Origin of the sequence: Streptomyces sp. NPDC050287, assembly GCF_044459385.1 — a bacterium.
GTDB lineage: Bacteria > Actinomycetota > Actinomycetes > Streptomycetales > Streptomycetaceae > Streptomyces.
Window position 1 is genome coordinate 278,001 of the sequence record NZ_JBITIY010000001.1, and the last position, 23,854, is coordinate 301,854.

At 70.7% G+C, this 23,854-nt stretch carries 24 protein-coding genes; 10 read left to right on the plus strand and 14 right to left on the minus strand.

The window, feature by feature from the left end:
* Positions 1–182 precede the first annotated feature (182 nt).
* The 4 genes from ACIBK3_RS01255 to ACIBK3_RS01270 all read right to left on the minus strand — a co-directional run bounded on the left by ACIBK3_RS01255 (position 183) and on the right by ACIBK3_RS01270 (position 6,559).
* Complete coding sequence (locus ACIBK3_RS01255; RefSeq protein WP_399360614.1) at positions 183–2,288, minus strand: TerD family protein; 2,106 nt, start codon at positions 2,286–2,288, stop codon at positions 183–185.
* Positions 2,289–2,345: 57 nt separating this feature from the next.
* Entirely contained in the window at positions 2,346–2,912 is a 567-nt protein-coding gene (locus tag ACIBK3_RS01260) for a TerD family protein (protein WP_030677383.1), read from the minus strand.
* Between the two features lie 201 nt (positions 2,913–3,113).
* Positions 3,114–5,252: an excinuclease ABC subunit UvrB gene (uvrB, locus tag ACIBK3_RS01265; protein ID WP_399360616.1), complete on the minus strand. Its 2,139-nt coding sequence runs from the start codon at positions 5,250–5,252 to the stop codon at positions 3,114–3,116.
* A gap of 440 nt (positions 5,253–5,692) precedes the next feature.
* Complete coding sequence (locus ACIBK3_RS01270; protein WP_399360618.1) at positions 5,693–6,559, minus strand: MHYT domain-containing protein; 867 nt, start codon at positions 6,557–6,559, stop codon at positions 5,693–5,695.
* Positions 6,560–6,837: 278 nt separating this feature from the next.
* Here ACIBK3_RS01270 and ACIBK3_RS01275 point away from each other — a divergent pair, with 278 nt between their 5' ends.
* Entirely contained in the window at positions 6,838–7,710 is an 873-nt protein-coding gene (locus tag ACIBK3_RS01275; protein WP_399360620.1) for a glycerophosphodiester phosphodiesterase, read from the plus strand.
* Positions 7,711–7,780: 70 nt separating this feature from the next.
* Positions 7,781–8,335, plus strand: coding sequence for a methylated-DNA--[protein]-cysteine S-methyltransferase (locus ACIBK3_RS01280; protein WP_399360622.1), 555 nt, complete (start codon positions 7,781–7,783; stop codon positions 8,333–8,335).
* 51 nt (positions 8,336–8,386) lie between these two features.
* Here the strand turns inward: ACIBK3_RS01280 and ACIBK3_RS01285 are convergent, their stop codons facing one another.
* Positions 8,387–8,815, minus strand: a complete 429-nt coding sequence (locus tag ACIBK3_RS01285) for a VOC family protein (protein ID WP_399360624.1) — start codon at positions 8,813–8,815, stop codon at positions 8,387–8,389.
* Between the two features lie 111 nt (positions 8,816–8,926).
* Here ACIBK3_RS01285 and ACIBK3_RS01290 point away from each other — a divergent pair, with 111 nt between their 5' ends.
* Together ACIBK3_RS01290 and ACIBK3_RS01295 are read left to right on the plus strand one after the other, a co-directional pair.
* Positions 8,927–9,832 (plus strand): pseudouridine-5'-phosphate glycosidase, encoded by a 906-nt coding sequence (locus tag ACIBK3_RS01290; RefSeq protein ID WP_399362036.1) that lies wholly within the window; start codon positions 8,927–8,929, stop codon positions 9,830–9,832.
* An 86-nt stretch (positions 9,833–9,918) separates the two neighbouring features.
* Positions 9,919–10,872, plus strand: coding sequence for a carbohydrate kinase family protein (locus tag ACIBK3_RS01295; RefSeq protein ID WP_399362038.1), 954 nt, complete (start codon positions 9,919–9,921; stop codon positions 10,870–10,872).
* 306 nt (positions 10,873–11,178) lie between these two features.
* Here ACIBK3_RS01295 and ACIBK3_RS01300 read toward each other — a convergent pair whose 3' ends face one another.
* Positions 11,179–11,973 (minus strand): methyltransferase, encoded by a 795-nt coding sequence (locus ACIBK3_RS01300; RefSeq protein ID WP_399360626.1) that lies wholly within the window; start codon positions 11,971–11,973, stop codon positions 11,179–11,181.
* A gap of 234 nt (positions 11,974–12,207) precedes the next feature.
* Between ACIBK3_RS01300 and ACIBK3_RS01305 the strand changes: the two genes are divergently transcribed.
* Positions 12,208–13,335, plus strand: coding sequence for a magnesium and cobalt transport protein CorA (locus tag ACIBK3_RS01305; RefSeq protein WP_399360628.1), 1,128 nt, complete (start codon positions 12,208–12,210; stop codon positions 13,333–13,335).
* A 53-nt stretch (positions 13,336–13,388) separates the two neighbouring features.
* Here ACIBK3_RS01305 and ACIBK3_RS01310 read toward each other — a convergent pair whose 3' ends face one another.
* The 4 genes from ACIBK3_RS01310 to ACIBK3_RS01325 all read right to left on the minus strand — a co-directional run bounded on the left by ACIBK3_RS01310 (position 13,389) and on the right by ACIBK3_RS01325 (position 15,236).
* Positions 13,389–13,820: a CBS domain-containing protein gene (locus tag ACIBK3_RS01310; RefSeq protein WP_399360630.1), complete on the minus strand. Its 432-nt coding sequence runs from the start codon at positions 13,818–13,820 to the stop codon at positions 13,389–13,391.
* 148 nt (positions 13,821–13,968) lie between these two features.
* Positions 13,969–14,124 carry a hypothetical protein gene (locus tag ACIBK3_RS01315; RefSeq protein WP_399360632.1) on the minus strand — a complete coding sequence of 52 codons (156 nt, stop codon included), beginning with the start codon at positions 14,122–14,124 and terminating at the stop codon, positions 13,969–13,971.
* 58 nt (positions 14,125–14,182) lie between these two features.
* Positions 14,183–14,815, minus strand: a complete 633-nt coding sequence (locus ACIBK3_RS01320) for a uridine kinase (RefSeq protein WP_399360634.1) — start codon at positions 14,813–14,815, stop codon at positions 14,183–14,185.
* Positions 14,816–14,840: 25 nt separating this feature from the next.
* On the minus strand, positions 14,841–15,236 hold the full coding sequence (locus ACIBK3_RS01325; protein ID WP_399360636.1) for a winged helix-turn-helix transcriptional regulator: 396 nt from the start codon (positions 15,234–15,236) through the stop codon (positions 14,841–14,843).
* Positions 15,237–15,556: 320 nt separating this feature from the next.
* Between ACIBK3_RS01325 and ACIBK3_RS01330 the strand changes: the two genes are divergently transcribed.
* The 4 genes from ACIBK3_RS01330 (at position 15,557) to ACIBK3_RS01345 (ending at position 19,401) form a co-directional block, all read left to right on the plus strand.
* On the plus strand, positions 15,557–16,150 hold the full coding sequence (locus ACIBK3_RS01330) for an NAD(P)-dependent oxidoreductase (RefSeq protein WP_399360638.1): 594 nt from the start codon (positions 15,557–15,559) through the stop codon (positions 16,148–16,150).
* 24 nt (positions 16,151–16,174) lie between these two features.
* Complete coding sequence (locus ACIBK3_RS01335) at positions 16,175–16,870, plus strand: DUF2293 domain-containing protein (RefSeq protein WP_399360641.1); 696 nt, start codon at positions 16,175–16,177, stop codon at positions 16,868–16,870.
* A gap of 270 nt (positions 16,871–17,140) precedes the next feature.
* Positions 17,141–17,620, plus strand: a complete 480-nt coding sequence (locus tag ACIBK3_RS01340; protein WP_399362040.1) for a DUF1772 domain-containing protein — start codon at positions 17,141–17,143, stop codon at positions 17,618–17,620.
* Between the two features lie 293 nt (positions 17,621–17,913).
* Entirely contained in the window at positions 17,914–19,401 is a 1,488-nt protein-coding gene (locus ACIBK3_RS01345) for a glutamate synthase subunit beta (protein WP_399360643.1), read from the plus strand.
* A 183-nt stretch (positions 19,402–19,584) separates the two neighbouring features.
* On the opposite strand, the gene ACIBK3_RS01350 is transcribed toward ACIBK3_RS01345, so the two are convergent.
* Positions 19,585–20,055, minus strand: coding sequence for a carboxymuconolactone decarboxylase family protein (locus tag ACIBK3_RS01350; protein WP_399362042.1), 471 nt, complete (start codon positions 20,053–20,055; stop codon positions 19,585–19,587).
* Between the two features lie 200 nt (positions 20,056–20,255).
* Here ACIBK3_RS01350 and ACIBK3_RS01355 point away from each other — a divergent pair, with 200 nt between their 5' ends.
* Positions 20,256–21,737 carry a PLP-dependent aminotransferase family protein gene (locus ACIBK3_RS01355; RefSeq protein ID WP_399360645.1) on the plus strand — a complete coding sequence of 494 codons (1,482 nt, stop codon included), beginning with the start codon at positions 20,256–20,258 and terminating at the stop codon, positions 21,735–21,737.
* Here the strand turns inward: ACIBK3_RS01355 and ACIBK3_RS01360 are convergent.
* From ACIBK3_RS01360 to ACIBK3_RS01370, 3 genes are all read right to left on the minus strand, one after another.
* Positions 21,700–22,488, minus strand: coding sequence for an SAM-dependent methyltransferase (locus tag ACIBK3_RS01360; RefSeq protein ID WP_399360647.1), 789 nt, complete (start codon positions 22,486–22,488; stop codon positions 21,700–21,702). The genes ACIBK3_RS01355 and ACIBK3_RS01360 overlap by 38 nt on opposite strands.
* Positions 22,489–22,626: 138 nt before the next feature.
* Entirely contained in the window at positions 22,627–22,881 is a 255-nt protein-coding gene (locus ACIBK3_RS01365) for a DUF397 domain-containing protein (protein WP_399360649.1), read from the minus strand.
* The gene (locus ACIBK3_RS01370) at positions 22,882–23,742 is read right to left on the minus strand and encodes a helix-turn-helix transcriptional regulator (protein WP_399360651.1); all 861 of its coding nucleotides are present in this window, start codon (positions 23,740–23,742) and stop codon (positions 22,882–22,884) included.
* Positions 23,743–23,854: the final 112 nt, after the last annotated feature.

Below are 23,854 nucleotides of genomic sequence, written 5' to 3' on the forward strand. Positions count from 1 at the left end.
CGCTGCCGGAGGTCTCTTCCACCCAGGGTGGGCCGACGCCCCGGGATCTTCCCAGATCCGTATTGACGGGTACGCCGCAGTCGACAGGGAGTACTCCCCTCCGTGAGGAAAACGATACCCAATCACCAAGTAAAGGTAAAGTGATTGGCAAAAGAAGGGTCAAAATCGCTGATCAGAAGGCTTTACGTGCGCTTGGTGCGGGCCCTCGCGACCTCGGACAGCACCCGTTGGAGCACCTGACTTCCGGGCGGGACGAGGGCCGGTTCGTACGTCCAGGCGTGTCCCACCCAGGGGTCGGCGAGGTGGTCGTCCGGCACCGGAGTGAGGCGCAGCAGGGAGCGCCACAGCGGGTCCAGCAACGGGCCGTAACCGGTGGCCTCCTCCCGGTCCGCGACCATCATCAGGTGGACGCCGACAGCGGGACCCTCGTCGGCGAGGTAGCGCAGCTGGTTCACGGCACGGTCGTCGAAGCCGTGCGGGAAGTCGTTGACGATCAGCAGTTGCTCGGCGGTGTCGAGGTCGGACGGGAGCGAATCGGCGACGCCGCCGCGTATCGCCATCTGCACCAGGTCGACGCGCTGGGTCAGCCGGGTCAGGGTGTCAGCGACGCCCGCCGCACCGATCGCGGGCGGCGTCGCGAGGACACCGGCCCGCACCAGCGGGACGAGTGCCTGCGCGCCGGCCCCCGCGGGGTCGATGACGTGCACGGTGAACTCGTCCGCGGGGTAGACCGCGAGCAGCCGGACCGCGTGCGCCACCGCGGTCTCCATCGCGAGGCGTCGCAGGTCGTAGGTGTCGGTGAACGAGCCGTCGGGCGATCCGGCGGCTCCGCTGTCGAGCCACAGGCCCCGTTCCAGGGGCAGCCGGACCAGCATCGGTATCCGCAGTTGGGCGGCCTCGGGGAGACGGAGGTCGCCGACGCGCAGCGCCATGGGGATCTCCATCGGCACGCGATAGGCGTGCCACACGGGGTTGTCCCAGCGCGCGTAGGCCGGCGGCAGTGCGGGCTCGACGACCCCGGCCTCGGCCGAGAGTTGGGCGAGGTCCCGGTCCAGGGCCGCCCTGGCCTGGTCGACGAGCTGGGCCTGCCTGGCACGGGCAGCCTCGCGCGCGGCGTCGCCATGCCCGCCGATCCGACTGCGCGGGTCGGACAGGACCTGGTCGAGCTCCTTCTCCATGCGCGCGTCGGCGAAGTCGACCGCGCTGCGGTAGGCGGCCGTGGTCCGGGCCAGGTCCTCGAACATGCCCCACACCTGGTTGTAGAGCCGCTCCTCCATCGACCAGCCGGTCGCGTCGCCCGCGACCGGCGTCGCGGGCCGCCCGGGCTGAGCCGCGGGCGCGGCCGGCGGGGGTGGTGGCGGGGCCGTGTTCTGCCGACGCGGGTGGCTGTAGTCGATCGGGCCGCCGGAGCTGGGGCCCGAGGGCTGGGGGGCAGAGGAGGGGTCGTGGGCCCGGGTGAGGGCTGACAGGTCGTCGGGGGCGTGCCCGTCGTAGGGGGAGGCGGGCTGTTGCGGTGTACCGGACGCCGGTGTTCCCGGTGGGCCGTAGGGAGAGTTGGGTTGCTGCGGCGTGCCGGAGGCCGGGCCGGCGTACGGCGGCGTCGGCTGTGGTGCTACGGGGCCGGGGGTGCCCTGGGGTGCCGGGTCGCCCTGGTCGGGGCCGGTTGTCGATGCGGTCGTCCGGCGGGAGCGGTCGGCGTCCGCCGGGCGGGGCAGGGCCTGGACCGAGCGGGCCAGGCCCTGGGCGACCGCTTCGTTGATGCCGCTCGCGAGGGGGTATGCCTGGGCCAGACCCTGGTCGGTGAGGAGTTCGGCGAGGCCGCCCGCGTATCCCTGGCCGACGGCCCGCACCTTCCAGGCGCCCTGCCGGCGGTAGAGCTCCAGGGCGACGACGGCCGACTCGGCGTCCAGACCCGTGATCGTGTAGCTGGCGATCTCGGTGCCGTCGAGGCCGGTGACCGCGACGAACGGAGCGGCGACGGCGCCGAAGCGGACGGGGCCCCCGGTGCCCGGTGCGGGCAGGGCGAGCAGCACGCTGACCCGGTGCACGGCTTCGGGCATGGCGCCGAGATCGACGGCAAGGCGATGGTCGGCGGCCGCCTGCCGGGAGACCTCCAGCCCCGGCAGCGTGGGGGCTCCCGGGTGGGCGACCCACTCCACGCCGGGCACCTTGCCGCGCTCGTCGCCGATCGTGGCTCCCGCCACGACCGGCGTACCGGCCGAGACCCGGATCTCCAGACGGACCTGGGAGAGCGGGTGGTTCTGCCCCCGCACCAACTCGGCCGTCATCGCCTTCGTCCCCCCTGCATGTCGTTGTGTCGTGTCGGGCGGGCGCCGCTCGGGGGCCTACAGGTGCGGCAGGATCGCCGGCATCAGGTCCTGGAAGGTGCGGCCGTTGGCCGGGGTGCCGAGGGCCGTCATCGTCCAGCCCGAGCCCGTGCGGTGCACCTTGGCCATGATCTGGGCCGTGTACGCGCCACCGCCCGCGAGCGTGTACCGGGCGAGTTCCTGGCCGTTGGTCTCGTCGACCAGGCGGCAGAACGCGTTCTGCACTTCCTGGAAGGTCTGGCCCGTGAACGAGTTCACGGTGAAGACGATCTGGTCGATGTGGACCGGCACCCGCGACAGGTCGACGAGGATCGACTCGTCGTCGCCGCCCTGACCGACACCGCCGACGAGGTTGTCGCCGGTGTGGCGCACCGACCCGTCGTCGCTCACCAGATGGCGGAAGAAGACGACGTCGAGCGGTTGCTTGTCCGCGAACAGGACCGCTGAGGCGTCCAGGTCGATCTCCCGGGTGCGGGAGCCGAAGAGGCCACGCCGGGGAGCCGCCTGCCAGCCGAGCCCCATGCGCACCGCGGTGAGGCTGCCCCCGTCGTTCTTCTGCAGGCTGATGGCCTGACCCTTGGTCAGATTCACGCCGCCGCCGGGCGCGCCGCCCTTGGATACGTCCACCACGCGCTGGTCCCCTCTCGTGTTCCCCTGTTGCCGCGGGATCCGCGGATGTCCAGAACCCTACGCAGGGCCGCTGACAGTGACGCACCCTTGTCCGCACTTTGTGTCGGTCTTGCAACACAGCCCGTACGCACAGCTGGCGCGGCCCCCGTGGGACGGTCAGGCCAGTCCGGCCTCCCTCATCTGGCGCAACTCCTTCTTCATTTCGTGGACCTCGTCGCGCAGTCGGGCGGCGATCTCGAACTGGAGGTCGGCGGCCGCGGCGCGCATGCGCTCGGTCATCTCCTCGATCTGCTCGGCGAGTTCGGCCGCGGGACGGTCGGTCGGGACCGTGGCCGTGGTCTTGCCCTTGGCGGCCTTCGCGCCCTTGGCCGCCTTGTTGCCGAGGGCGGGCACGGGGGCCTTGGCGCCCTTGCCGTCCTTCAGCTTGCGGTAGCCGGAGCCGAGCAGCTGCTCCGTGTCGACGTCCTCGCGGGCGATCTGGGCCACGATGTCGTTGATCTTCTTGCGGAGCGGCTGGGGGTCGAGGCCCCGCTCCGTGTTGTACGCGACCTGCTTCTCCCGGCGGCGGTTGGTCTCCTCGATGGCCTTCTCCATCGCCGGGGTGATCTTGTCGGCGTACATGTGGACCTGGCCGGAGACGTTGCGCGCCGCGCGGCCGATGGTCTGGATGAGGGAGGTGCCGGAGCGCAGGAAGCCCTCCTTGTCGGCGTCGAGGATCGCCACCAGGGAGACCTCGGGCAGGTCGAGGCCCTCCCGGAGGAGGTTGATGCCGACGAGGACGTCGAACTCGCCGGAGCGCAGCTCGCGCAGCAGCTCCACACGGCGCAAGGTGTCGACGTCGCTGTGCAGATAGCGCACCTGGATACCGAGTTCCAGGAAGTAGTCGGTGAGGTCCTCGGCCATCTTCTTGGTGAGCGTGGTGACCAGGACCCGCTCGTCCTTCTCGGTGCGCTTGCGGATCTCGTGCACCAGGTCGTCGATCTGGCCCTCGGTGGGCTTGACGACGACCTCCGGGTCGATGAGGCCGGTGGGGCGGATGATCTGCTCGACGACGCCGTCGCCGCGGGAGAGCTCGTACTTGCCGGGGGTGGCCGACAGGTAGACGGTCTGCCCGATGCGCTCTGTGAACTCCTCCCACTTCAGGGGGCGGTTGTCCAGGGCGGAGGGCAGGCGGAAGCCGTGGTCGACGAGGGTGCGTTTGCGGGAGGCGTCGCCCTCGTACATCGCGCCGATCTGCGGGACGGTGACATGGGACTCGTCGATGACGAGCAGGAAATCGTCAGGGAAGTAGTCCAGCAGGGTGTTCGGCGGTGAGCCGGGCAGGCGGCCGTCGAAGTGCATGGAGTAGTTCTCCACGCCGGAGCAGGAGCCGATCTGGCGGAGCATCTCGATGTCGTACGTCGTACGCATCCGCAGGCGCTGGGCCTCCAGGAGCTTGCCCTGCTTCTCCAGCTCGGCGAGGCGCTCCCCCAGTTCCTTCTCGATGTCGTTGACGGCCCGTTCCATGCGCTCGGGGCCCGCGACGTAGTGGGAGGCCGGGAAGATGTACAGCTGCTGGTCGTCGCTGATGATCTCGCCGGTGACCGGGTGGAGGGTGGACAGCGCCTCGATCTCGTCGCCGAACATCTCGATGCGGACGGCGAGCTCCTCGTAGACCGGGAAGATCTCGATGGTGTCGCCGCGCACGCGGAAGGTGCCACGGGTGAAGGCGAGGTCGTTGCGGGTGTACTGGATGTCGACGAAGCGGCGCAGCAACTGGTCCCGGTCGAGTTCGTCACCGACTCTGAGGGGAACCATCCGATCCACGTACTCCTGCGGCGTACCGAGGCCGTAGATGCAGGAGACCGAGGCGACCACCACGACGTCACGGCGGGTGAGCAGCGAGTTGGTCGCTGAGTGGCGCAGCCGCTCGACCTCCTCGTTGATCGACGAATCCTTCTCGATGTAGGTGTCCGACTGCGGGACGTACGCCTCGGGCTGGTAGTAGTCGTAGTACGAGACGAAGTATTCGACGGCGTTGTTCGGCAGCAGCTCGCGGAACTCGTTCGCCAGCTGCGCCGCCAGCGTCTTGTTCGGTGCCATCACCAGGGTGGGACGCTGGAGCTTCTCGATCATCCACGCGGTGGTGGCGGACTTGCCGGTGCCGGTCGCGCCGAGCAGTACGACGTCCTTCTCACCGGCCCTGATGCGTTGGGCCAGCTCGGCGATGGCCGCCGGCTGGTCACCGCTGGGCTGGTAGGAGCTGACGACCTCGAAAGGCGCCACCGTACGTTCGATGTGGGAAACGGGCCGCATGTCATCCACCGTACGACTCCCCACTGACAACGCGGCCCGATCAGCGGTTTTGGGGAGGGCGCGGGGCCTCTGGGGGTCGCTCGAGGCCGGATGAGTCTGCTCGGGCGGGTGAGGCGGGTCTTTGCGGTGCGGGTCCGGGGCGGCGGTGCGGGCCCGGGGCGGCGAGGCGGGTCCGGGGCGGCGAGCCGAGGCAGGTCCGAGCCCGATCCGGATGCGGCGAGGTGGGCGACCCGAAACGTGCTGCAGCGGGACAAGGCGGACCTGAGGGAGTCGAAGTGAGGCCGGACCGCCGGCAGCCGGAGTCTGGGCGGCCGCAGGCCACAAGCCGCAAGCCGGTTGGGAAGGATCGCAAGGCTTGCGAGGTTCGGCGCTGGAGCGCGGGACGGACTTCTGAGGCGGGGTGGCTTTTCCGGGGCCTCGGAAAAGGTGCGGGGGGTGCGTCAGTGGTTTTGAGGGGTGTGCGAGCTGTGTTCCGCGTGGCGGCGGGGGCGGAGGGTGGGGCGGCGGGAGGTGGCGTGGGAGACGAGTTCGCGCGCGGGGACCCCCGGCTTGTGCTCGGCGGGGGTCCAGGCGGGCTTGCCCATGACCATCAGCGGATCGAACAGCACGACGACCCCCGCGAGCAGCAGGAAGGCGAGCGGGCCGATCATCATGGGCGCCAGCAGGGAGGCGGGGGAGTCCCCCGAGGACGGAGACGCCGTGCTGTGGAGATGGACGCTGAGGGCGGCCATGCCCGTGTAGTGCATGCCGGTGACGGCGAGCCCCATGATCAGGCTCGCGCCCACGCTCCACAGGAACCCTCTGACCTGCCCCGCGGCCCACAGCGCGGCGGTGGCGGCGGCGACGGCTATGACCACGGAGACGGCCACGGTGACCGTGTTGTACTCCAGCTTGCCGTTGAAGCGCATGCCGGCCATGCCCAGGTAGTGCATGGAGGCGATCCCCAGGCCGGTGATGGCGCCTCCCGTCATCAGGGCCGTTCCGCGCGCCCCCTTGTAGCCGACGATGAAGATCCCGATGCCCACCATGACGATGGCGACGCCCAGGCTGGCGAAGGTGATGGCCTTGTCGTAGTGGATCGGCGCCTGCTTGACCTTGAAGCCCATCATCGCGATGAAGTGCATGGTCCATATGCCGGAGCCGATCGCGGCCGAGCCCAGGGCGAGCCAGCCCGGTCGCCAGGAGTTGCTGACGAGCATGGACCGGGTGGTGCAGCGCAGCCCCAGCGCGCCGCCCAGGCAGGCCATGAGGTAGGCCACCACCGGTGTGACGAGTCCGTAGCTGAATCCGTCGACCGTGCCTTGCATGCGCGGCTGCCCTTCCGCCTTCTTATGTCCCGGAATTTCCCATGTGCAACCCTTCCCAGGACCGCCCGGGCGGTCAGGGCTGAGGCAGAGAGTATGACTCCCACCGGAATGGTCGAACGATTCTCCAGCAAAGAAACACGTCCTTGCCCCACTTGTGCTGCAACAGTGCGCGGCCTTGGTGCAACGCCGTTCAAGTTGTGGTGATTCTGCGCCGCCCGCCGTTGACCCTCTGCTGTCACAGTTGAGCTGTCCGTGAGAGCTAGACGCGAGGAGTACGCATGTACGCGCGCGCAGTTGCCGCCACGACCACCGCGCTCCTGGGCACCACCGCCCTCCTGCTGCCGCCCTCCGACGTCCGGGCCGACGACGGGAGGCGTCCCACGGTCATCGCCCACCGGGGCGCCTCCGCGCAGGCCCCGGAGAACACCCTGGCCGCCGTCGACAAGGCGGCCGAGCTGGGCGTCACCTGGGTCGAGAACGACGTCCAGCGCACCCGGGACGGCGAGCTGGTCGTCCTGCACGACGACACCCTGCAGCGCACCACCGACGTCGAGGAGGTCTTCCCCGGGCGGGCACCCTGGAAGGTGAAGGACTTCACGGCGGCGGAGATCGCGCGGCTGGATGCCGGAAGCTGGTTCAGTCCCGCGTACGCGGGCGTTCGCGTGCCGACGCTCCGGCAGTTCGTTCACCGCGTAGAACGCCACCACCGGAAACTGCTCCTGGAGATCAAGGACCCGGAACTGTATCCGGGCGTCGAGAAGCAGACCCTCGAGCTCCTCAGCAACGAGGGCTGGCTCGACCGGCGACACCTCCGGGACCGACTGATCGTGCAGAGCTTCAGCGCGGACAGTGTGCGCACCGTCCACGAACTCGATCCCGGCGTCAAGACCGGTTTCCTCGGTACGCCGTCCGTGGCGGACCTGCCCGCGTACGCCGCCTTCACCGACCAGATCAACCCCTCGTACGGCTCTGTCTCCGCGGGGTACGTCTCCACCGTGCAGGCCTTCACAGGGCCGCACTGCAGGCCGCTGGAGGTCTTCACGTGGACCGTCGACGACGCGAACACCGCCCGCCGGGTCTCCGGCTACGGCGTCGACGGCATCATCACCAACCAGCCCGACGTGGTGCGCGACGCACTGCCGGCCGTCTGAGTCCCGTCGGGGCGGGGCCGCGTTCACCTCTCCCCGGGCGTTGTCAGTGGTGGGCCCTACGGTGGGTCACATGAACAGCGATGGGCAGTACGAGCAGCAGGTCGTGTGGACCGTCGTCGCCACCGACATCGGTCCGCTGCTGCTGGCCGCGACCGGCGACGGCCTGGTCAACGTCGTCTTCCACGCCACGGACGCGGTGCGCGACACTGCGCTCGGCCGGCTCCGGTCCCGCCTGGGCCGTGAGCCGGTCGAGGCACCCGACTCCCCGCTGCTGGCCGAGGCAATACGCCAGGTGAAGGCGTATTTCGCGGGTGAGCGGCACGCCTTCGAGCTGCCCCTGGACTGGTCGCTGATCTCCGGTTTCAACCGGCAGGTGCTGCGCGAGCTCGCCGCCGGCGTGCCGTACGGCTCGGTCGTCGGGTACGGCGATCTGGCCGGCCGGGTCGGCCAGCCAGGTGCCGCTCAGGCGGTCGGAGTGGCGATGGGCTCCAACCCGCTGCCGGTCGTCGTGCCCTGCCATCGAGTCGTCGAGAGCGACGGCGGCATCGGGGGCTTCGGCGGCGGCCTGGAGACCAAGCGGAGGCTGCTCGCTCTGGAGGGGGTCCTGCCCGAGCCGCTGTTCTGAGCCCTCGAACACCGCCTCCAGGGCCCGGGTGCGTGGCACCCCCCTCGCGCGCTAGTCGTAGTGCCGGGCCTCGAAGACGTTGCCGTCCGGGTCGCGGAAGTAGAAGCTGCGGCGGGCCATTCCGCGGGCGCCGAAGGAGTCGTGGGAGATGTCCGAGACGGGGACCGACTGTTCCTCCAGGCGGTCGCGCAGAGCCTGGAAGTCGTGGCCGGGCATGGCCAGGCAGACGTGGTTGACCGGGTGGCCGGCGCTCTCGGCTGCGCCGGGGACCATCGTCATGCGCTCCGCCGTGGAGAGCGGCATGAGGTCGAGGATGGTCTCGTCGTTGAGCCGTACGGAGGGGAACGGGGCCGACCCCGCGGCGAAGTCGGTGAGCCGCACGGATTCCATACCGACCGTCTTCTCGTAGAAGTCGGTCGAGGCCAGCGGGTCCCGCACCCAGAGGACGACATGGTCGAGACGTGTCGTGTTGTCCGTCATGCGGCCCAGGTTGGTGGCGTCTTCCACCACCCGCAAGTGTTTGACCGGACCTACCGCCCGCCAGAGATGCCAGTGATGAGGGAAGACCGACCGACAGGAGGCAGGCTCGTGGTGCTGGTGCTGTCCGAAGAAGTGCGGGACGCGATCGACGCGCGTCGACCCGTGGTGGCTCTGGAGTCCACGATCATCGCGCACGGGCTGCCGCGCCCGAGGAATCTCCAGGTGGCGCTGGAGCTGGAGGACGTCGTACGGCGGGAGGGTGCCGTCCCCGCCACGATCGCCGTACTGGACGGCAAGCCCCATGTCGGTCTGGACAAGCAGCAGTTGGAGCGGGTCGCGAACGAGGACGGCATCCGCAAGCTGGGCCATCGGGACCTGCCGCTCGCGGTGGCCTCCGGCGCGAGCGGCGCGACCACGGTGTCGGCGACCGCGCTGCTGGCGGCTCTGGCGGGTGTGCGGGTGTTCGCGACGGGCGGGCTCGGCGGGGTGCACCGGGAGTGGACGGTGACTCAGGACGAGTCGGCCGACCTCGGGCTGCTTGCGCGCACGCGGATCACCGTGGTGTGCGCGGGCGTGAAGTCCATCCTGGACGTGCCGGCGACGCTGCAGCGCCTGGAGACCCTGGGCGTCGCGGTGGCCGGATACGGCACGGACCGCTTCCCCGGCTTCTATCTGTCCGACTCGGGACACCCGGTGGAGTGGACACTGGACTCCCCAGGGCAGGTGGCGGACGCCATGAGGGCCCAGGACGCGCTCGACGGGCCCGGATCAGCCTTGATCGTCGCGAACCCCGTACCCGAGGCCGAGCAACTCGATCCCGAGCTGCACGCGCGCGTGCTCGCCGACGCGCTGCACGCGTGCGAGGCGGAGGGGATCTCCGGTCAGGCGGTCACCCCGTTCCTGCTCGACTACCTGGTCCGGCACACCGACGGAGCATCGCTGAGCGCCAATCTTTCGGCGGTGCGCGGCAACGTACGGCTGGCGGGGCGGATCGCGGCGGCCTGGGCCGGGGCGTGACCACGGAGCGGCCCGGGCCGAGTGCGGCCGACGCGGCGGATCGGGGGCGAGCGGAGAGGGGGCGAACCCGCGGATCAGACGGTGCGCTGCTCGTCGTCGGGGACGTCATCACGGACGTCGTCGCCCGGCACCGGGGGCCGCTCGCCGCGGGCACGGACACCGCCGCGACGATCCGGACGGTGCCGGGCGGGGCAGGGGCCAACGTGGCCTGCTGGGCCGCTCACAGCGGCCGCGTGGAAGTGCGGCTGCTGGGGCGGGTCGGCGCGGACTCGGCCGCCTGGCACGAGCGTGAGCTGGTCGCCTGTGGCGTACGGCCCCGGCTCGTCGTCGATCCACAGGCGTCGACAGGGACGGTGATCTGCCTCGTCGACACGGGAGCGGCGGCCGAGCGGACGTTCCTCACGGACAGTGGGGCGTCGTTGCGGCTGGCACCCGAAGACTGGTCGGACACGTTGCTCGACGGGATCGCGCGACTGCATCTGTCCGGCTACCTGCTGTTCTCCGAACCGAGCCGCGCGTTCCTGACGGTGGCACTGGAGGCGGCACGCGCGCGCGGGGTGCCGGTGAGCCTGGATCCGGCGTCGGCCGGGTTCCTGGCGGCATTGGGGGCGGACCGATTCCTGTCGCTCGTCCAGGGCGTGGACGTGCTGCTGCCCAGCCGGGACGAGGCGTGTCTGCTCACGGGGTTGACCGACTCGGCGGACGCGGCGGCCGAACTGAGCCGCCGTGTTCCCCTGGTGGTCGCCAAGCAGGGCGCCGAGGGTGCGCTGGTGGCCCGGTCCGGCACCGTGATCGCCCGCGTCCCCGCCGTACCGGCGACACCCCGGGACACCACCGGCGCCGGCGACGCCTTCACGGGCGCCTTCCTCGCAGCCCTGCTCACCGGTGCCCCACCCGCGGACGCGGCGGCGGAGGGGTGCCGGGCGGGGGCGTCGGCGGTGGAGCGGGTGGGGGGCCGTCCGCGAAGAGCCGGCTCTCGAACGCCGACGAAGGCACCTGCGGCCGGCGGAGGAGGGCCGGCGACGGCACACCGGGCGTGAGCGGCCCGGGTCGGTCCCGGGGGGGCCGGGGGCAGACCTGCGGCCGGCGGAGGAGGACCGGCGGCGGCACACCGGGCGTGAGCGGCCGCGGGGTCGGTCCCGGGGTCCCGGGGGCAGTCCGCGGCGGCTCACGCCCGCTCACGCCGACTGGGCGCGCGCAGGCCGGGCGTGCGTCGGCCGTCACCTGCGCGTCCGGCGTACCCGTCGGTCCCGCCCCCGGGACCGGTTCGCCTACCGCCGAAGGCCACGCCGCCACATCGCCGCCTGCCACCGGCACCTGACGACCCGCCTCACTCTCCCGCCCGCTTACGCCTTCCGACCCCACGCAGAGATCATCGGGGCCGTGGCGAGATCCATGCCGCCGGCGGCGACGTTCGCGAGGTGGCGGTCGATGTCCTGGTCCGTGGCGTAGCCCTCGGCGACCAGTTGGTCGCGGATCTGGCGGATCGTGGCGGACTCCAGGGCGGCGCCGGCGGGTGAGCTGACCGGGAAGTACGCGTCGGCCTCCACCCTGTGCAGACCGGCCTCACGGAGCAGACGGGGCAGCCTGCGCCCGTAGGAGAGGTCCGCGCCCCGCTCGGCGAGCAGGCGGCGGAAGCCCTTGCGCAGCCGGTTCGCGAGCTGCTGCTCGGGACCGTGCTCGTCGGGGCACAGCAGCGGCTGGAGGGCGGGGTCGGCGTCCTCGACCAGGAGGCGTCCGCCGGGGCGCAGGGCCTTGACCATGGACCGCAGCGCCCTGTCCCGGTCCGGCACATGAACGAGCACGAGCCGGGCGTGCACCAGGTCGAACCCCTCCCCCGGCGGCTCCTCGGCACCGACGTCGTGTACCCGCACCTCCACCGGAGGCCGGGCGGCCGCGGCGACCCGTGAGGTGTCGATGTCGGTGGCGAGGACCCGTCCGGTCGGGCCGACCTTCTTGGCCAGCCAGGACACGACGGAGGTGCCGCCGGCTCCGACCTCCCAGCAACGCCAGCCGGGTCCGATGCCGAATCCGTCCAGATGCCGGAAGGTCGTGGGGTCGAAGAGGGAGGCGAAGGCGTCGAAACGTTCTCCCGCCTCGGTCTGGCGGTTGTCGAGGAGATACCGGTCGGATCGCGTCATGCCGCGATCATCCCAGTTGCCTGGCTTGTCCGGAGGGGTCGACGCGACGGCCACGACGAGATGGAGGCGATGACCGACGCCTGCCCCGGCGGGCGACGAAGCCGTTGTCCACAGCCGGGAACCAAGCGGAACGCGCTGTTCCCACAGGCTTACCCGCCGCTCACGTCGAGCTGGCAAACTGACCGGCCAAGGCGCGGGAATACGGCGCGAGGGGGATCAGGCGAGGAGATCCAGATGTCGATGGCAGGGAATCTGCGGAAAGTCACCAGCTTCGGCAGGGCGGGCGGCCTGCGCAAGGTGGCTCGGCTGGCCCGGCGGCGTCCGCGCGTCGATCTGAGCCATCCGGCCCGGTCTCCCCTGGGCTCCTCGGTGGTCAACTGCGTGGCGTACAAGGAGGGTTCGCGGGTCCCGGCCGGCAGTGACGTGGTCGACGCGCTGGAGCGGGTGCGCAAGAGCCGTGACGGTTTCGTCTGGCTCGGCCTGCACGAGCCGACGGACCGGGAGTTCGCGGGCATCGCCGAGCTCTTCGACCTGCACCCGCTGGCGGTCGAGGACGCGGTCGAGGCCCATCAGCGCCCAAAGCTGGAGCGTTACGGCGAGACGCTCTTCGCGGTGTTCAAGACCGTCTGCTACGTCGAGCACGAGGAGCTCACAGCGACCAGCGAGGTGGTCGACACCGGCGAGATCATGGTGTTCGTCGGCCAGGACTTCGTCATCACGGTCCGCCATGGACGGCACGGCTCGCTGGGGCCGTTGCGTGAGGAGCTGGAGTCCGCTCCCCAGCAACTGGCCAAGGGCCCGGCCGCGGTGCTGCACGCGATCGCGGACCATGTGGTCGACGACTACCTGATCGTCACCGACGCGATGCAGGAGGACATCGACCAGGTCGAGACGGCGGTCTTCGCGGACAACGGCGCGCGGATCGACCCCGGACGCATCTATCAGCTCAAGCGCGAGCTCCTGGAGCTGAAGCGGGCCGTCGTTCCGCTCGGGCGTCCGCTCGAGGAGCTCGCCACCCGGCCGATCCGCGTGGTCGATCCGGAGATACAGGCCTACTTCCGCGATGTCTCCGACCATCTGCTGCGCGCCAAGGAGCAGATCGCCGCCTTCGACGAACTGCTGAACTCCATTCTCCAGGCGCACCTCGCACAGGTGACGGTCGCGCAGAACGAGGACATGCGGAAGATCACGGCCTGGGCCGCGGTGATCGCCGTACCGACCATGGTGTGCGGGGTGTACGGCATGAACTTCGACCACATGCCGGAGTTGCACTGGCGATACGGTTACGGCCTGATCATCGGGGTGATATCCGTGGCCTGCCTGGTGCTGTACCGCGGCTTCCGGCGCAACGGCTGGCTCTGACGGTTCCCGACTCGCGGCGCTGAAGACCGGGAGTCGGTGCCGGAGGCCGATGCTCAGTGGTGCTCGGGTGTCCGGGCGTAGACGCTCTCGGCCCAGCTCGCGATCTGGTCGTCGGCCAGGTGCCGGGCCAGGTCGGCCTCGCTGATCATGCCGACGAGGCGCTTGTTCTCGATGACGGGCAGCCTGCGGATCTGGTGCTCCTCCATCTCGTGCAGCACCTCGCTGACATCGGCGTCGGCGTCTATCCAGCGCGGGGTGCCGTGGGCCATCTCGCCCGCGGTGACCTTGGCCGGGTCGTGGCCCATGGCGACACAGCCGATGACGATGTCACGGTCGGTGAGTATCCCGCAGAGCCGTTCGTTCTCGTCGCTGATGGGCAGGGCCCCGACGTTCAGGTCGCGCATCAGCTGGGCGGCACGGTCCAGGGTTTCGTGGGCGGGGATCCACTGGGCGCCACGGTGCATGATGTCCGCTGCGGTGGTCATGGTTGCCTCCCGGTGCCGGGTGGCCGGCGCGGAGCGGGTCGCCCCGCATGTACCGGCGCCCTACATTCTCGCGGCGCCGCCGGGCCGACGCACCCGGAGCGCGCTCAGGCCGAGAAGCCCACGATCTTCCGCGGGACGACGCGGAAGATCACACGGACTCGTCGTCCTGCCCGGCGGGCGGGTCGACGCCGAGGTACCTGTGCGAGAGGTCGTACGGGAGCCGCTCGGCCTCGTCCGGAAGGATCTCGGCGGTGCCGCGGATCTCGACCGAGGTGCAGGGGTTGGCGAGATCGAAGACCGACACGCTGATACGGGGGCGCGGCGGAGGTTGCGTACCTTCTGGCGTCTGTCGGTGGAGGAGATCAGCCGTTCCACGCCGGGTGACGGGGATCGTCGGCACGTACCAGGACGTCGGCCGTGCCGGCCGGGTCGGTCTCGTCCTCGTAGCGCTCGAACGCGGGGAGGGTCCAGTGCTCGGACTCGGGGGTACGACGGCGCAGGGCACCCGGTGAGAGGAGGACATGGACGGTCAGGTCGAAGGGGAACCAGTGGCGAAGCAGGAGGGGGCCGTGCAGCAACAGGAAACCGCCTGGCGGGAGTTGGACGTAGGGGCTGCGGGTGGCGCGGTCGGTGGCCGGGTCCCACAGGTCGGGCAGGACGCGACCGTCGCCGCCCGGTTCGAGGGGACCGAACACCTCGCGCCACAGGGCGCCGGTGTCGAACCAGCCGTCGTAGTAGGCGTCCAGGTCCTGGTGGCCGTACTCCAGGCGGAGGGAGGCGGGACGCAGGAAGCCATGCGTCCCGACGACGAGCGAGGGCCGGCCGCGTATGCGCAGGGCCTCCGAGACGCGTTCGGCGAGGTCTCCAGGACGGGCGGCCGGGGCACCGTCGAAGGCGATGCGGGGCCAGGGGCTGCCGTCGGCCGGTTTCAGGTCGAGGAGTCGTTCGGCGAGGAGGTCGCCGAGCCGGTCCCAGGTGATCGCTTCGAGTCGCACACGGCCATGATGCGTCAGTCAGCGGTCAGGACGGGCCGCGATCATGGGCCCGGCGGGCGGCGACCAGGCGTGGCAGATGGCGTTCACTCCAGGTGCGGGCGGCGTCGAGGAGGGGGATCAGGGTGCGGCCGAGAGGGGTGAGGGCGTATTCGACCCGGGGCGGGTTCTCGTCGTACGCGGTACGGGTGAGCAGGCCGTCGCGTTCCATCGCCCGCAGGGTCTCGCTGAGGACCTTGGGGGTGACGGACCTGAGCGGGGCACGGAGTTCGGTGAAGCGTCGCGGGCCGCCCTCCAGACACCGGATCACCATGCCCGTCCATTTGTCACCCACACGGAAGGGCATCACCGAGGAGGGACAGACCGGATCGAACATGTCGGGGTCCAGGGGGCCGGGCCGGGGGCCGTCCGTGAGGTCGGTCATCGGTCGAGGGTAGCGCCGATACCGTTGAAGTAACCGGGCCTTCGACACCTAACGTCCAGGTCGAGCCGTGAAGACGGTCCTGGACAAGGAGGTCGGGCATGGGTGGCACGGGTCGCGTCGTCGTCTTCGGAGCCGGTGGGCGGGCCGGGCGCGCGGTGACGGCGGAGGCGGGCGGCCGGGGGCTCGGGGTGACAGCCGTGGTGCGGGACCCGGGGCGATACCCGGATCTCGGAACGACCGGCGTGACTGGCGTAACTGATGTGGCTGATGTGGCTGGCGTGACCGGTGCGGGTGTGACTGGTGTTTCAGGCGTGGCCGGGGTGACGGTTGTGCGGGGTGACGTCGTCGATCGCGCGTCGGTCGCCGAGGTCGCCGCCGGGGCGGTGGCGGCGGTGCACGCCGTCTCTCCGTTCAGTGGGCCCGAGCAGGGATTCGACGCGCTCGACCCGGACTTCTTCGTCAGGGCGGCGGACGCGCTGCTGGGCGGGCTCGCCGACGCGGGAGTGGGACGCCTCGTCGCCATCGGGCTGTTCGCGAACCTGCTCGGGTCGGACGGGCGGCCGGTGATGGACGACGCCGAGGCGTTCCCCCCGGAGATCCGGCCCTTCGCCCTGGCGCACACGGCAGGTCTGCGACGCCTGCGGGAGGCGGGTGACGGTCCGGTCGACTGGGTGATGCTCACACCGGGCGGTGGGCTGGAACAGCACGCTGCGCGTACCGGGCGCTACCGGTTCGGCGGCGAGCACGTGCCCGACAGTGCCGGTACGGCCGGGCCGCCCGGGTTGTCGTATGCCGATCTCGCGGTGGCTGTGGTCGACGAGATCGAGAGACCGACCCGGCATCGGGCACGGGTGTCGGTGTTCGTTCCCGGCGTGGCCGATGCCAGGACGGGAACGGACACTGTGCGGGAATGAAGCCTGTGCGGGAATGAAGCCTCTATGGCGCGCCTCGCAACTACCCCGTTCCAGAACGGACATCTTGTCATCCAGCCTGTGCGGAGACGGCATTGCGCGGAGTGCCGGGGTGGGCCGCTGTCGATGATCGTCGTCGAGGACGGGGGGCCTCGGTGCCTCGACTGTGTCGATCTGGGACACCTGGTGTTCCTGCCGCGTGGCGACACCGCGTTGACACGCCGGTCGCGGGAGGAGAGCGCGTTGTCGGCGGTGGTCGTGCGGTTCAACCGGCGCAAGGGGCGGTACGAGCGGCAGGGCGTCCTCGTCGAGGAGGCGGGGCTCGCGCGGGCCGAGGCGCGGTGTCTGGCCGATGCGGAGGCTCGGCGGCGACGCCGGGTGCGGGACGCCGCGCGGCGGGCGGCGGAGGATCTGCGGTTCACGGATGCCTTCGCGGCGGAGATACGGCGGCTGTTTCCCGGCTGCCCCGAGGCGCGGGCCCGGGACATCGCCGCGCATGCCTCGGTGCGGAGCAGTGGGCGGGTCGGGCGGAGTGCGGCGGGGCGCGCGTTGTCCGAGGGCGCGGTGACGTCGGCGGTCGTGGCGTCCGTACGGCATGTGGACACGCCCTACGACCAGTTGTTGATGAGTGGGGTGGCCCGGCAGGAGGCGCGGCGGCGGATCGCGGAAGCTGTGGGGACGGTGCTGAGGGGATGGCGGGAGGAGGGGGTGGAGGTGGAGTAGCCCACGTTGGTCAGGGTGGGCTACGCCCGTGAGGAGGGGGCGTGGGGTCCGGGTCCGAGTCCCGGTTCAGGTCCGGGTCCGCGTTCGGGTCCCGGTTCGGGTCCGGGTCCGGGTCCGGGTTCAGGTGAGCGTGGGTTGCCGGCCGGCTGGACGCTCGGTCATGGGAGTGCGGGGCTCGGCCATGGTGGGAGGTGCGTGTCCGGGGGTTCACTGGTGGGGACGGTGGATGCCGGGCTGGGGGCTCGGCTCGTTGTGGGAGTGGGTGGCAATGTGATCGAGGGGCCCTACTTTGTGCTGGCCGTGGTGGGTGTGGTGGGGACCGGGCTGGTGGCCGGGGCGTTCTGCGCCTTTTCGACCTTCGTGATGCGAGCGCTCGCCGCGCTGCCGCCCGCGCAGGGGGTCGCCGCGATGAACTCGATCAATGTGTACGCGGTGCGGCCGGCGTTCATGCTCGTGTTCACCGGGTCGGCCGTGGTGTGCGTGGTGATCGCGGTGGTGACGTTGATGGTGCGGCCGAACGACGGGACGGTCGAGCTGCTGGTGGGCAGCGCGCTGTATCTGTTCGGCGTGTTCGGACTGACCCTGGTGGCCAACGTGCCGCGCAACAACGCGCTGGGCAGGCTGGACCCCGGCACCCGGGAAGCGGCCACGTACTGGCCGACGTACGTGCGCGAGTGGTCCCGGTGGAACCACGTCCGCGGGGTCGCCTCGGCCGCGGCGACCGTGGCTTTCGTGCTGGCCCTGACCTGAGCGCGGGCCGACGGCCGCTGAGCGCGGTCCGCCCCAGCCTGCGAGAAAGCGCTGTCGGACGTCTTCACACGTGACCGATGGGACGTATCGTGGCCGAAAGAAGCACCACGCGAAGTACCGGAAGTAGTGCTGACATAAGTGCAGACATAAGTGCTGACATAAGTGCCGACATAGGTCCTGACAGAAGCACCGCAGCTGACAGAAGTGACCAAAAAGTGCCGGAACATGCCGCCCGATGACGCACGGCCACGTCGGACGCGCAAGCGTCGCACGCGTAAGCAAGGAAGACGTCCATGGCCGACCCCAAGGGATTCATGACCACGCCCCGCCAGGACTGGCCGCGTCGGCCGGTCGAGGAGCGGGTCCGGGACTGGGACGAGGTGTACGTCCCCGGGGCACTGCTGCCCATCATCAGCAAGCAGGCCGACCGCTGCATGGACTGCGGTGTCCCCTTCTGTCACGACGCCTGTCCGCTCGGCAATCTGATCCCCGAGTGGAACGACCTGGTCTCCCGGGAGGACTGGCGGGCGGCGGCCGACCGGCTGCACGCCACCAACAACTTCCCCGAGTTCACCGGGCGGTTGTGCCCGGCGCCCTGCGAGGCGGGGTGTGTGCTCGCGATCAACCAGCCGGCGGTCACCATCAAGAACGTCGAGGTGGCCGTCGCCGACCGTGCCTGGGAGCTCGGGTTCACGCCGCCGCGGCCGCCGGAGCGGTTGTCGGGGCGAACGGTCGCGGTGATCGGCTCGGGGCCCACCGGCCTTGCCGCGGCACAGCAGTTGACCCGGGCGGGGCACACGGTCGCGGTGTACGAGAAGGACGACCGTCTCGGCGGGCTGATGCGGTACGGCATCCCCGAGTTCAAGATGGAGAAGCACCATCTGGAGCGGCGAATCGAGCAGATGCGAGCGGAGGGGACGAAGTTCCGTACGTCAACCGCCGTCGGGCGGGACATCGACGCCACGGATCTGCGTTCGCGTTACGACGCCGTGGTGATCGCCACCGGAGCGACGGCCTGGCGTGAACTGGACGTGCCCGGGCGTGAGTTGACCGGCATCCACCAGGCGATGCAGTATCTGCCGCTCGCCAACCGGGTGCGCGAGGGCGACCTGGAGGTCTCGCCACTGTCCGCGGCCGGGAAACATGTCGTCATCGTCGGCGGCGGTGACACGGGCGCCGACTGTCTGGGAACGGCGGTGCGCGAAGGGGCTGCGTCCGTCACCCAGTTGGACATCTACGCCCAGCCCGGCGTTGAGCGCGACGAGGATGTCGAGCCGTGGCCGACGTATCCGAAGATCTACCGGATGTCGGCCGCGCACGAGGAGGCACGCGACCTGCGGACGGCGCCGGCGGCGAACGCGGACGCGCGGTTGTTCGCGGCGTCCACGCTCCGCTTCACCGGGGACAGCGGCGGGCGGGTGAGGTCACTGCATCTGGTCGAGGTGGACACACGGCGACAGCCGGTGTCGGACAGCGTACGCAGCCTGCCCGCCGACCTCGTGCTGCTCGCGCTCGGTTTCTCGGGCCCGGACAAGGAGGACGGGCTGATCGGGCAGTTGGGGCTGGAGTTGGAGCCGCGTGGAACGATCACGCGGGACGCGGGCTTCGCCACGAATGTGCCTGGCGTGTTCGCGGCGGGGGACGCGGCGCGAGGACAGTCGCTGATCGTATGGGCGATCGCGGAGGGGCGGGCGGTGGCGGCGGCCGTCGACCGCCATCTGACGGGCAGTTCGCACCTGCCGGCCCCGATAGGACCGTACGACCGGCCCATGGCCGTGTGATCCGACCGATCCATGGCCGAGTAGACCGACCCATGGCCGAGTAGACCGACCCATGACCGAGTAGACCGCACGACGGCCCGGTCCGGCCGCGAGTTCGGCACCGCCGGGACGCGCCCCCGCCGCGGCGAGGCGAAGGACGACGGCGGAAGAAGGAGCGGCCGCCGCACGGCAACCGGCCTTGGGCTAGCGGCGTTCGTCCGTCCCCGCCACCTTCGCCGTCGACAGTGCCACCCGGTTCCACGTGTTGATGGTGAGGATCAGGGCCAGCACGTGGGCCAGTTCCTCTTCGTCGAAGACAGCGGCCGCGTCGGCGTGGACGTCGTCGGGGACGCCGGCGTCGGCGACCCGGGTCACCGCTTCCGTGAGGGCGAGGGCCGCCTGCTCCTTCTCGGTGAAGAAGTGGCGGGCCTCGCGCCAGACGGCGACCATGTGGAGCCGGTCCTCGCTCTCGCCGGCCTTGCGGGCGTCGTTGGTGTGCATGTGCAGGCAGTACGCACAGTGGTTGAGGAGCGAGGCCCGGATCTGGATCAGTTCGACGAGTGCCGGGTCGAGGCCCTCCCGGGCGGCGGCGTCGAAGCCGATCAGGGCGCGGAAGACCTTCGGGGCGGACTTCGCGAAGTCCAGGCGGCGGCTCCGCTCAGCGGCCGGCTCCATGTGCGTCGTCGCCGGCGTCACGCGCGGTGTGTGCGCCGTCGTAGGCGCCGTGTGCGTCCCTGCAGGCGCCGTGTGCGTCGTCATGGGCGCCGTGCGCGCCATGTGCGCCGTGGGCGTCGTGCGCTCCGTAGGCGTCGTCGTGTACGTCGTCATGTGCATCAACCTACGATCCCGAAAGACCATCGGTAGGGTGCATTTCCATGGATGAATCGTGGGTCAATTCCGCGGAGCGGATCGGCGCGGACCTGCATCTGGAGCTGTCCGGTCCGCGGGTTGGACGCGCCGCGCTGATCCGGGCGCTGCGTGACGCCGTGCGCAGCGGACGGCTCGCCCCCGGGACCCGGCTGCCGCCGTACCGTTCGCTCGCCGCCGACCTCGGGGTCGCCCGCAACACGGTGGCCGACGCCTACGCGGAGCTCGTCGCGGAGGGCTGGCTGGCCGCCCGGCAGGGGTCGGGCACCCGGGTCGCGATGGGGGTACCGCCCACGCCCTTGAGGCAGTGGGGCAGCTCCGAGGCGCCGCGACACGCCGGACGAGTGCCTCGTACGGGACCCCCACGCGCGCGTGGACCGCGGCACGATCTGCGGCAGGGCACTCCGGACGCGTCGGCGTTCCCGCGCTCGGCCTGGCTCACCTCCTACCGGCGTGCCCTCCAGCAGGCGCCCAACGAGGTGTTCGGGCCGGGTGACCCGGCCGGGCGCGTCGAGTTGAGGGAGGCACTCACGGAGTACCTGGCACGCGCGCGTGGGGTGCACACCGAGCCGTGCCGGATCGTCGTCTGCTCCGGTTTCGCACATGCGCTGCGGCTGCTCTTCGGAGGGGGAGTGCTGCGCGGTCCGCTGGCCGTGGAGGCGTACGGGCTGGGCTTCCACCGGGAACTGCTGCGCGCCGCCGGCGTACGGACCGTGCCGCTCCCTCTCGACGAACACGGGGCCTGTGTCGACCGGCTGGGGCGCGAGCGGGCCGTACTGCTCACGCCCGCGCACCAGTTCCCGACCGGCGGGCCGCTGGCTGCCGGGCGGCGGTCCGCGGTCGTCGACTGGGCACGCGCGCGTGGGGCGGTTGTCCTGGAGGACGACTACGACGGGGAGTTCCGTTACGACCGCAAACCGGTCGGTGCCGTGCAGGGCCTCGATCCCGAACGTGTGATCTTCATGGGTTCGGTCAGCAAGAGTCTGTCGCCGGCGGTGCGGTTGGGCTGGATGGTGCTACCGGAGCGGTACGTCGACGATGTACTCGCGGCCAAGGGAGAGCGCGAGGCCTGGGCGAGCGTGCTGGACCAGTTGAGTCTCGCGGACTTCCTCTCCTCCGGGTCCTACGACCGTCATGTACGGCGCATGCGGCAGCGGTACCGCGGCCGCAGGAACCGGCTCGTCGCGGCGCTCGCCACGCACGCGCCGCATGTCGAGGTCAGCGGGGTGGCCGCCGGGCTGCACGCGGTGCTCAGGCTGCCGCCGGGCACCGAGCGGTCCACGGTCAAGGCCGCCGCCTGGCAGGGCGTCGCCCTGGACGGCCTCGCCGAGTTCCGGCACCCGGAGACCGACATGCCGGCGGGCGAGGGCCTGGTCGTGGGATACGCGACACCCCCGGAGCACGCCTACGGGGCCGCGCTGGACGCCCTGTGCGGGGTGCTCCCGCCACAGGTCACCGCTTGCGCCCCACAGCCCCGTAGCCCGGAATGACCCCTTCGTCCTGGCCGGGGACCGGCGCGCCCAGCTCGGGGTGCCACAACTGCGGGACCTCGACGCCGGGTTCGACGAGTTCCAGGCCGTCGAAGAAGCGGGCGAACTCATCGCGGGAGCGCAGCGCGAGGGTGACGCCGACCGCCTTGAGCTTGTCGGTGGCCGCCTGTGACTCCGCGGGCGTGAAGTCGGCCGTGGCGTGGCTGACCACCAGGTAGCTGCCGGAGGGCAGTTCGGACAGCAGCCGTCCGACCAGTTCGTGCGCCCCGTCCTCGTCGGAGATGAAGTGCAGCAGCGCGATGAGCGAGAGCGCGACGGGCCGGTCGAAGTCCAGGACCTTCCGGGCACCTTCGAGGATGGCGTCCGGGTCCCGCACGTCGGCCTGCAGGTACTCGGTGACTCCCTCGTCCGTGCCGTGCAGCAGGGCCTCGGCGTGAGCGAGGACGATCGGGTCGTTGTCGCAGTAGACGACCCGCGCGTCGGGGGCGACCTGCTGGGCGACCTGGTGGAGGTTGGGTTCGGTGGGGATGCCGGTGCCGATGTCCAGGAACTGGCGGATGCCGTGTTCGGCGAGCCAGCGTGTGGCCCGGTGCATGAACGCCCGGTTGACCCTGGCCATCACCGGCACCCTCGGGTCGAGGGCCAGCATCTGCCGGCCCATGGCCTCGTCGACCGGGTAGTTGTCCTTGCCGCCGAGGTACCAGTCGTACATCCGGGCGGGGTGGGGCTTGCTGGTGTCGATCTCAACCATTGATCCAGTACCCATCAATATCCATTAATTCAGCACCGACAGAAAGCAGTTGAGTGAAGGTCAGACAATACGAGAGTCGTCGGACGGACGAGAGTCAGACAGCAGGGGCCACGGCAGCAAGGGACACGACAGCAAGGATCACGACAGCAGGAAGTCAGCCTCCCCCGCCTTCGCTCCCTCGATGAACGCGGTCATCTCGTCCGTGGTGTAGATCAGCGCCGGTCCGTCCGGGTCGGTGGACTGGCGGACGGCGATCCGGCCGTCAGCGAGCTTCATCGCCTCCAGGCAGTTGCCGCCGTTGCCGCCGCTCCAGGGCTTGTGCCAGCCCTCGCTTCCCAACTCCCGCGCGGGCATGCCGTTGTAGACCCGTTTGCGCGGCCTGATGCGATCCATTCACAGCTCCTTGCGGAGATCCCGGAGGATCTCCTTCGTGCGATGTGCAGTAGCGGCCTGCGCCGCCATGCGGTCCATGACCTCGAGGTGGGTCGCCACCTCTTGCCGCGCGTCCAGGTAGACGGCGCCGGTCAGGTACTCGCTGTAGACCATGTCCGGGAGTTCCGGCACGGCGAATCGGAAGAGTACGAAGGGGCCGTACGTGCCCGGGTGCGGCCCGTTCGCGAACGGGGCGACCTGCAGGGTTACGTTGGGCAGCTTCGTCGAGTCGAGCAGTTTGTCGATCTGCGCACGCATCACCTCCGGGCCGCCGACGGGGCGGCGCAGCACGGTCTCGTCCATCACGACCCACAACCGGGGTGCTTCCTGACGGGTGAGCAGATCCTGGCGTTGCATGCGCAGGGCGACATGAGCGTCGATGTCGTCGGGGCTCGTCTGCCCGATGGCGCCGGACTTCAGGACGCCACGCGCGTAGTCCTCGGTCTGCAGCAGACCGGGCACGAAGTGCGGCTCGTACTGCCGGATGAGGGCGGCCGCCCCCTCCAGGCTGACGTGCATCGAGAACCAGCCGGGCAGAACGTCGTGGAACCGCTGCCACCAGCCGGGTCTGTTGGCCTCCTCGGCCAGTTGCACGAAGGCCTCGGCCTCGTGGTCGGTGATTCCGTAGGCCTTCAGCAGCAGTTGGAGGTACGGGATCTTGAGTGCGACCTCGGCCATCTCCATACGACGGACCGTGGCGGGGGCGACGCGGAGGATGCGGGCGGCCTCCTCGCGTTTGAGTCCCGCACGTTCCCGCAGGTCCAGAAGGCGCCGCCCGAGGACTACCTGACCGACCGTCGGCGCGGATCGCGGTTCACTCACCGTCCACCTCCACAAAGTCCCTGATCCGACGGCCGCGAGGGCTCCGGCCGGTCCACCGAAGCGGGCTGACTGGGCATGTCCGAACACGCTGACAGCCCTGCGGCGCCACGCG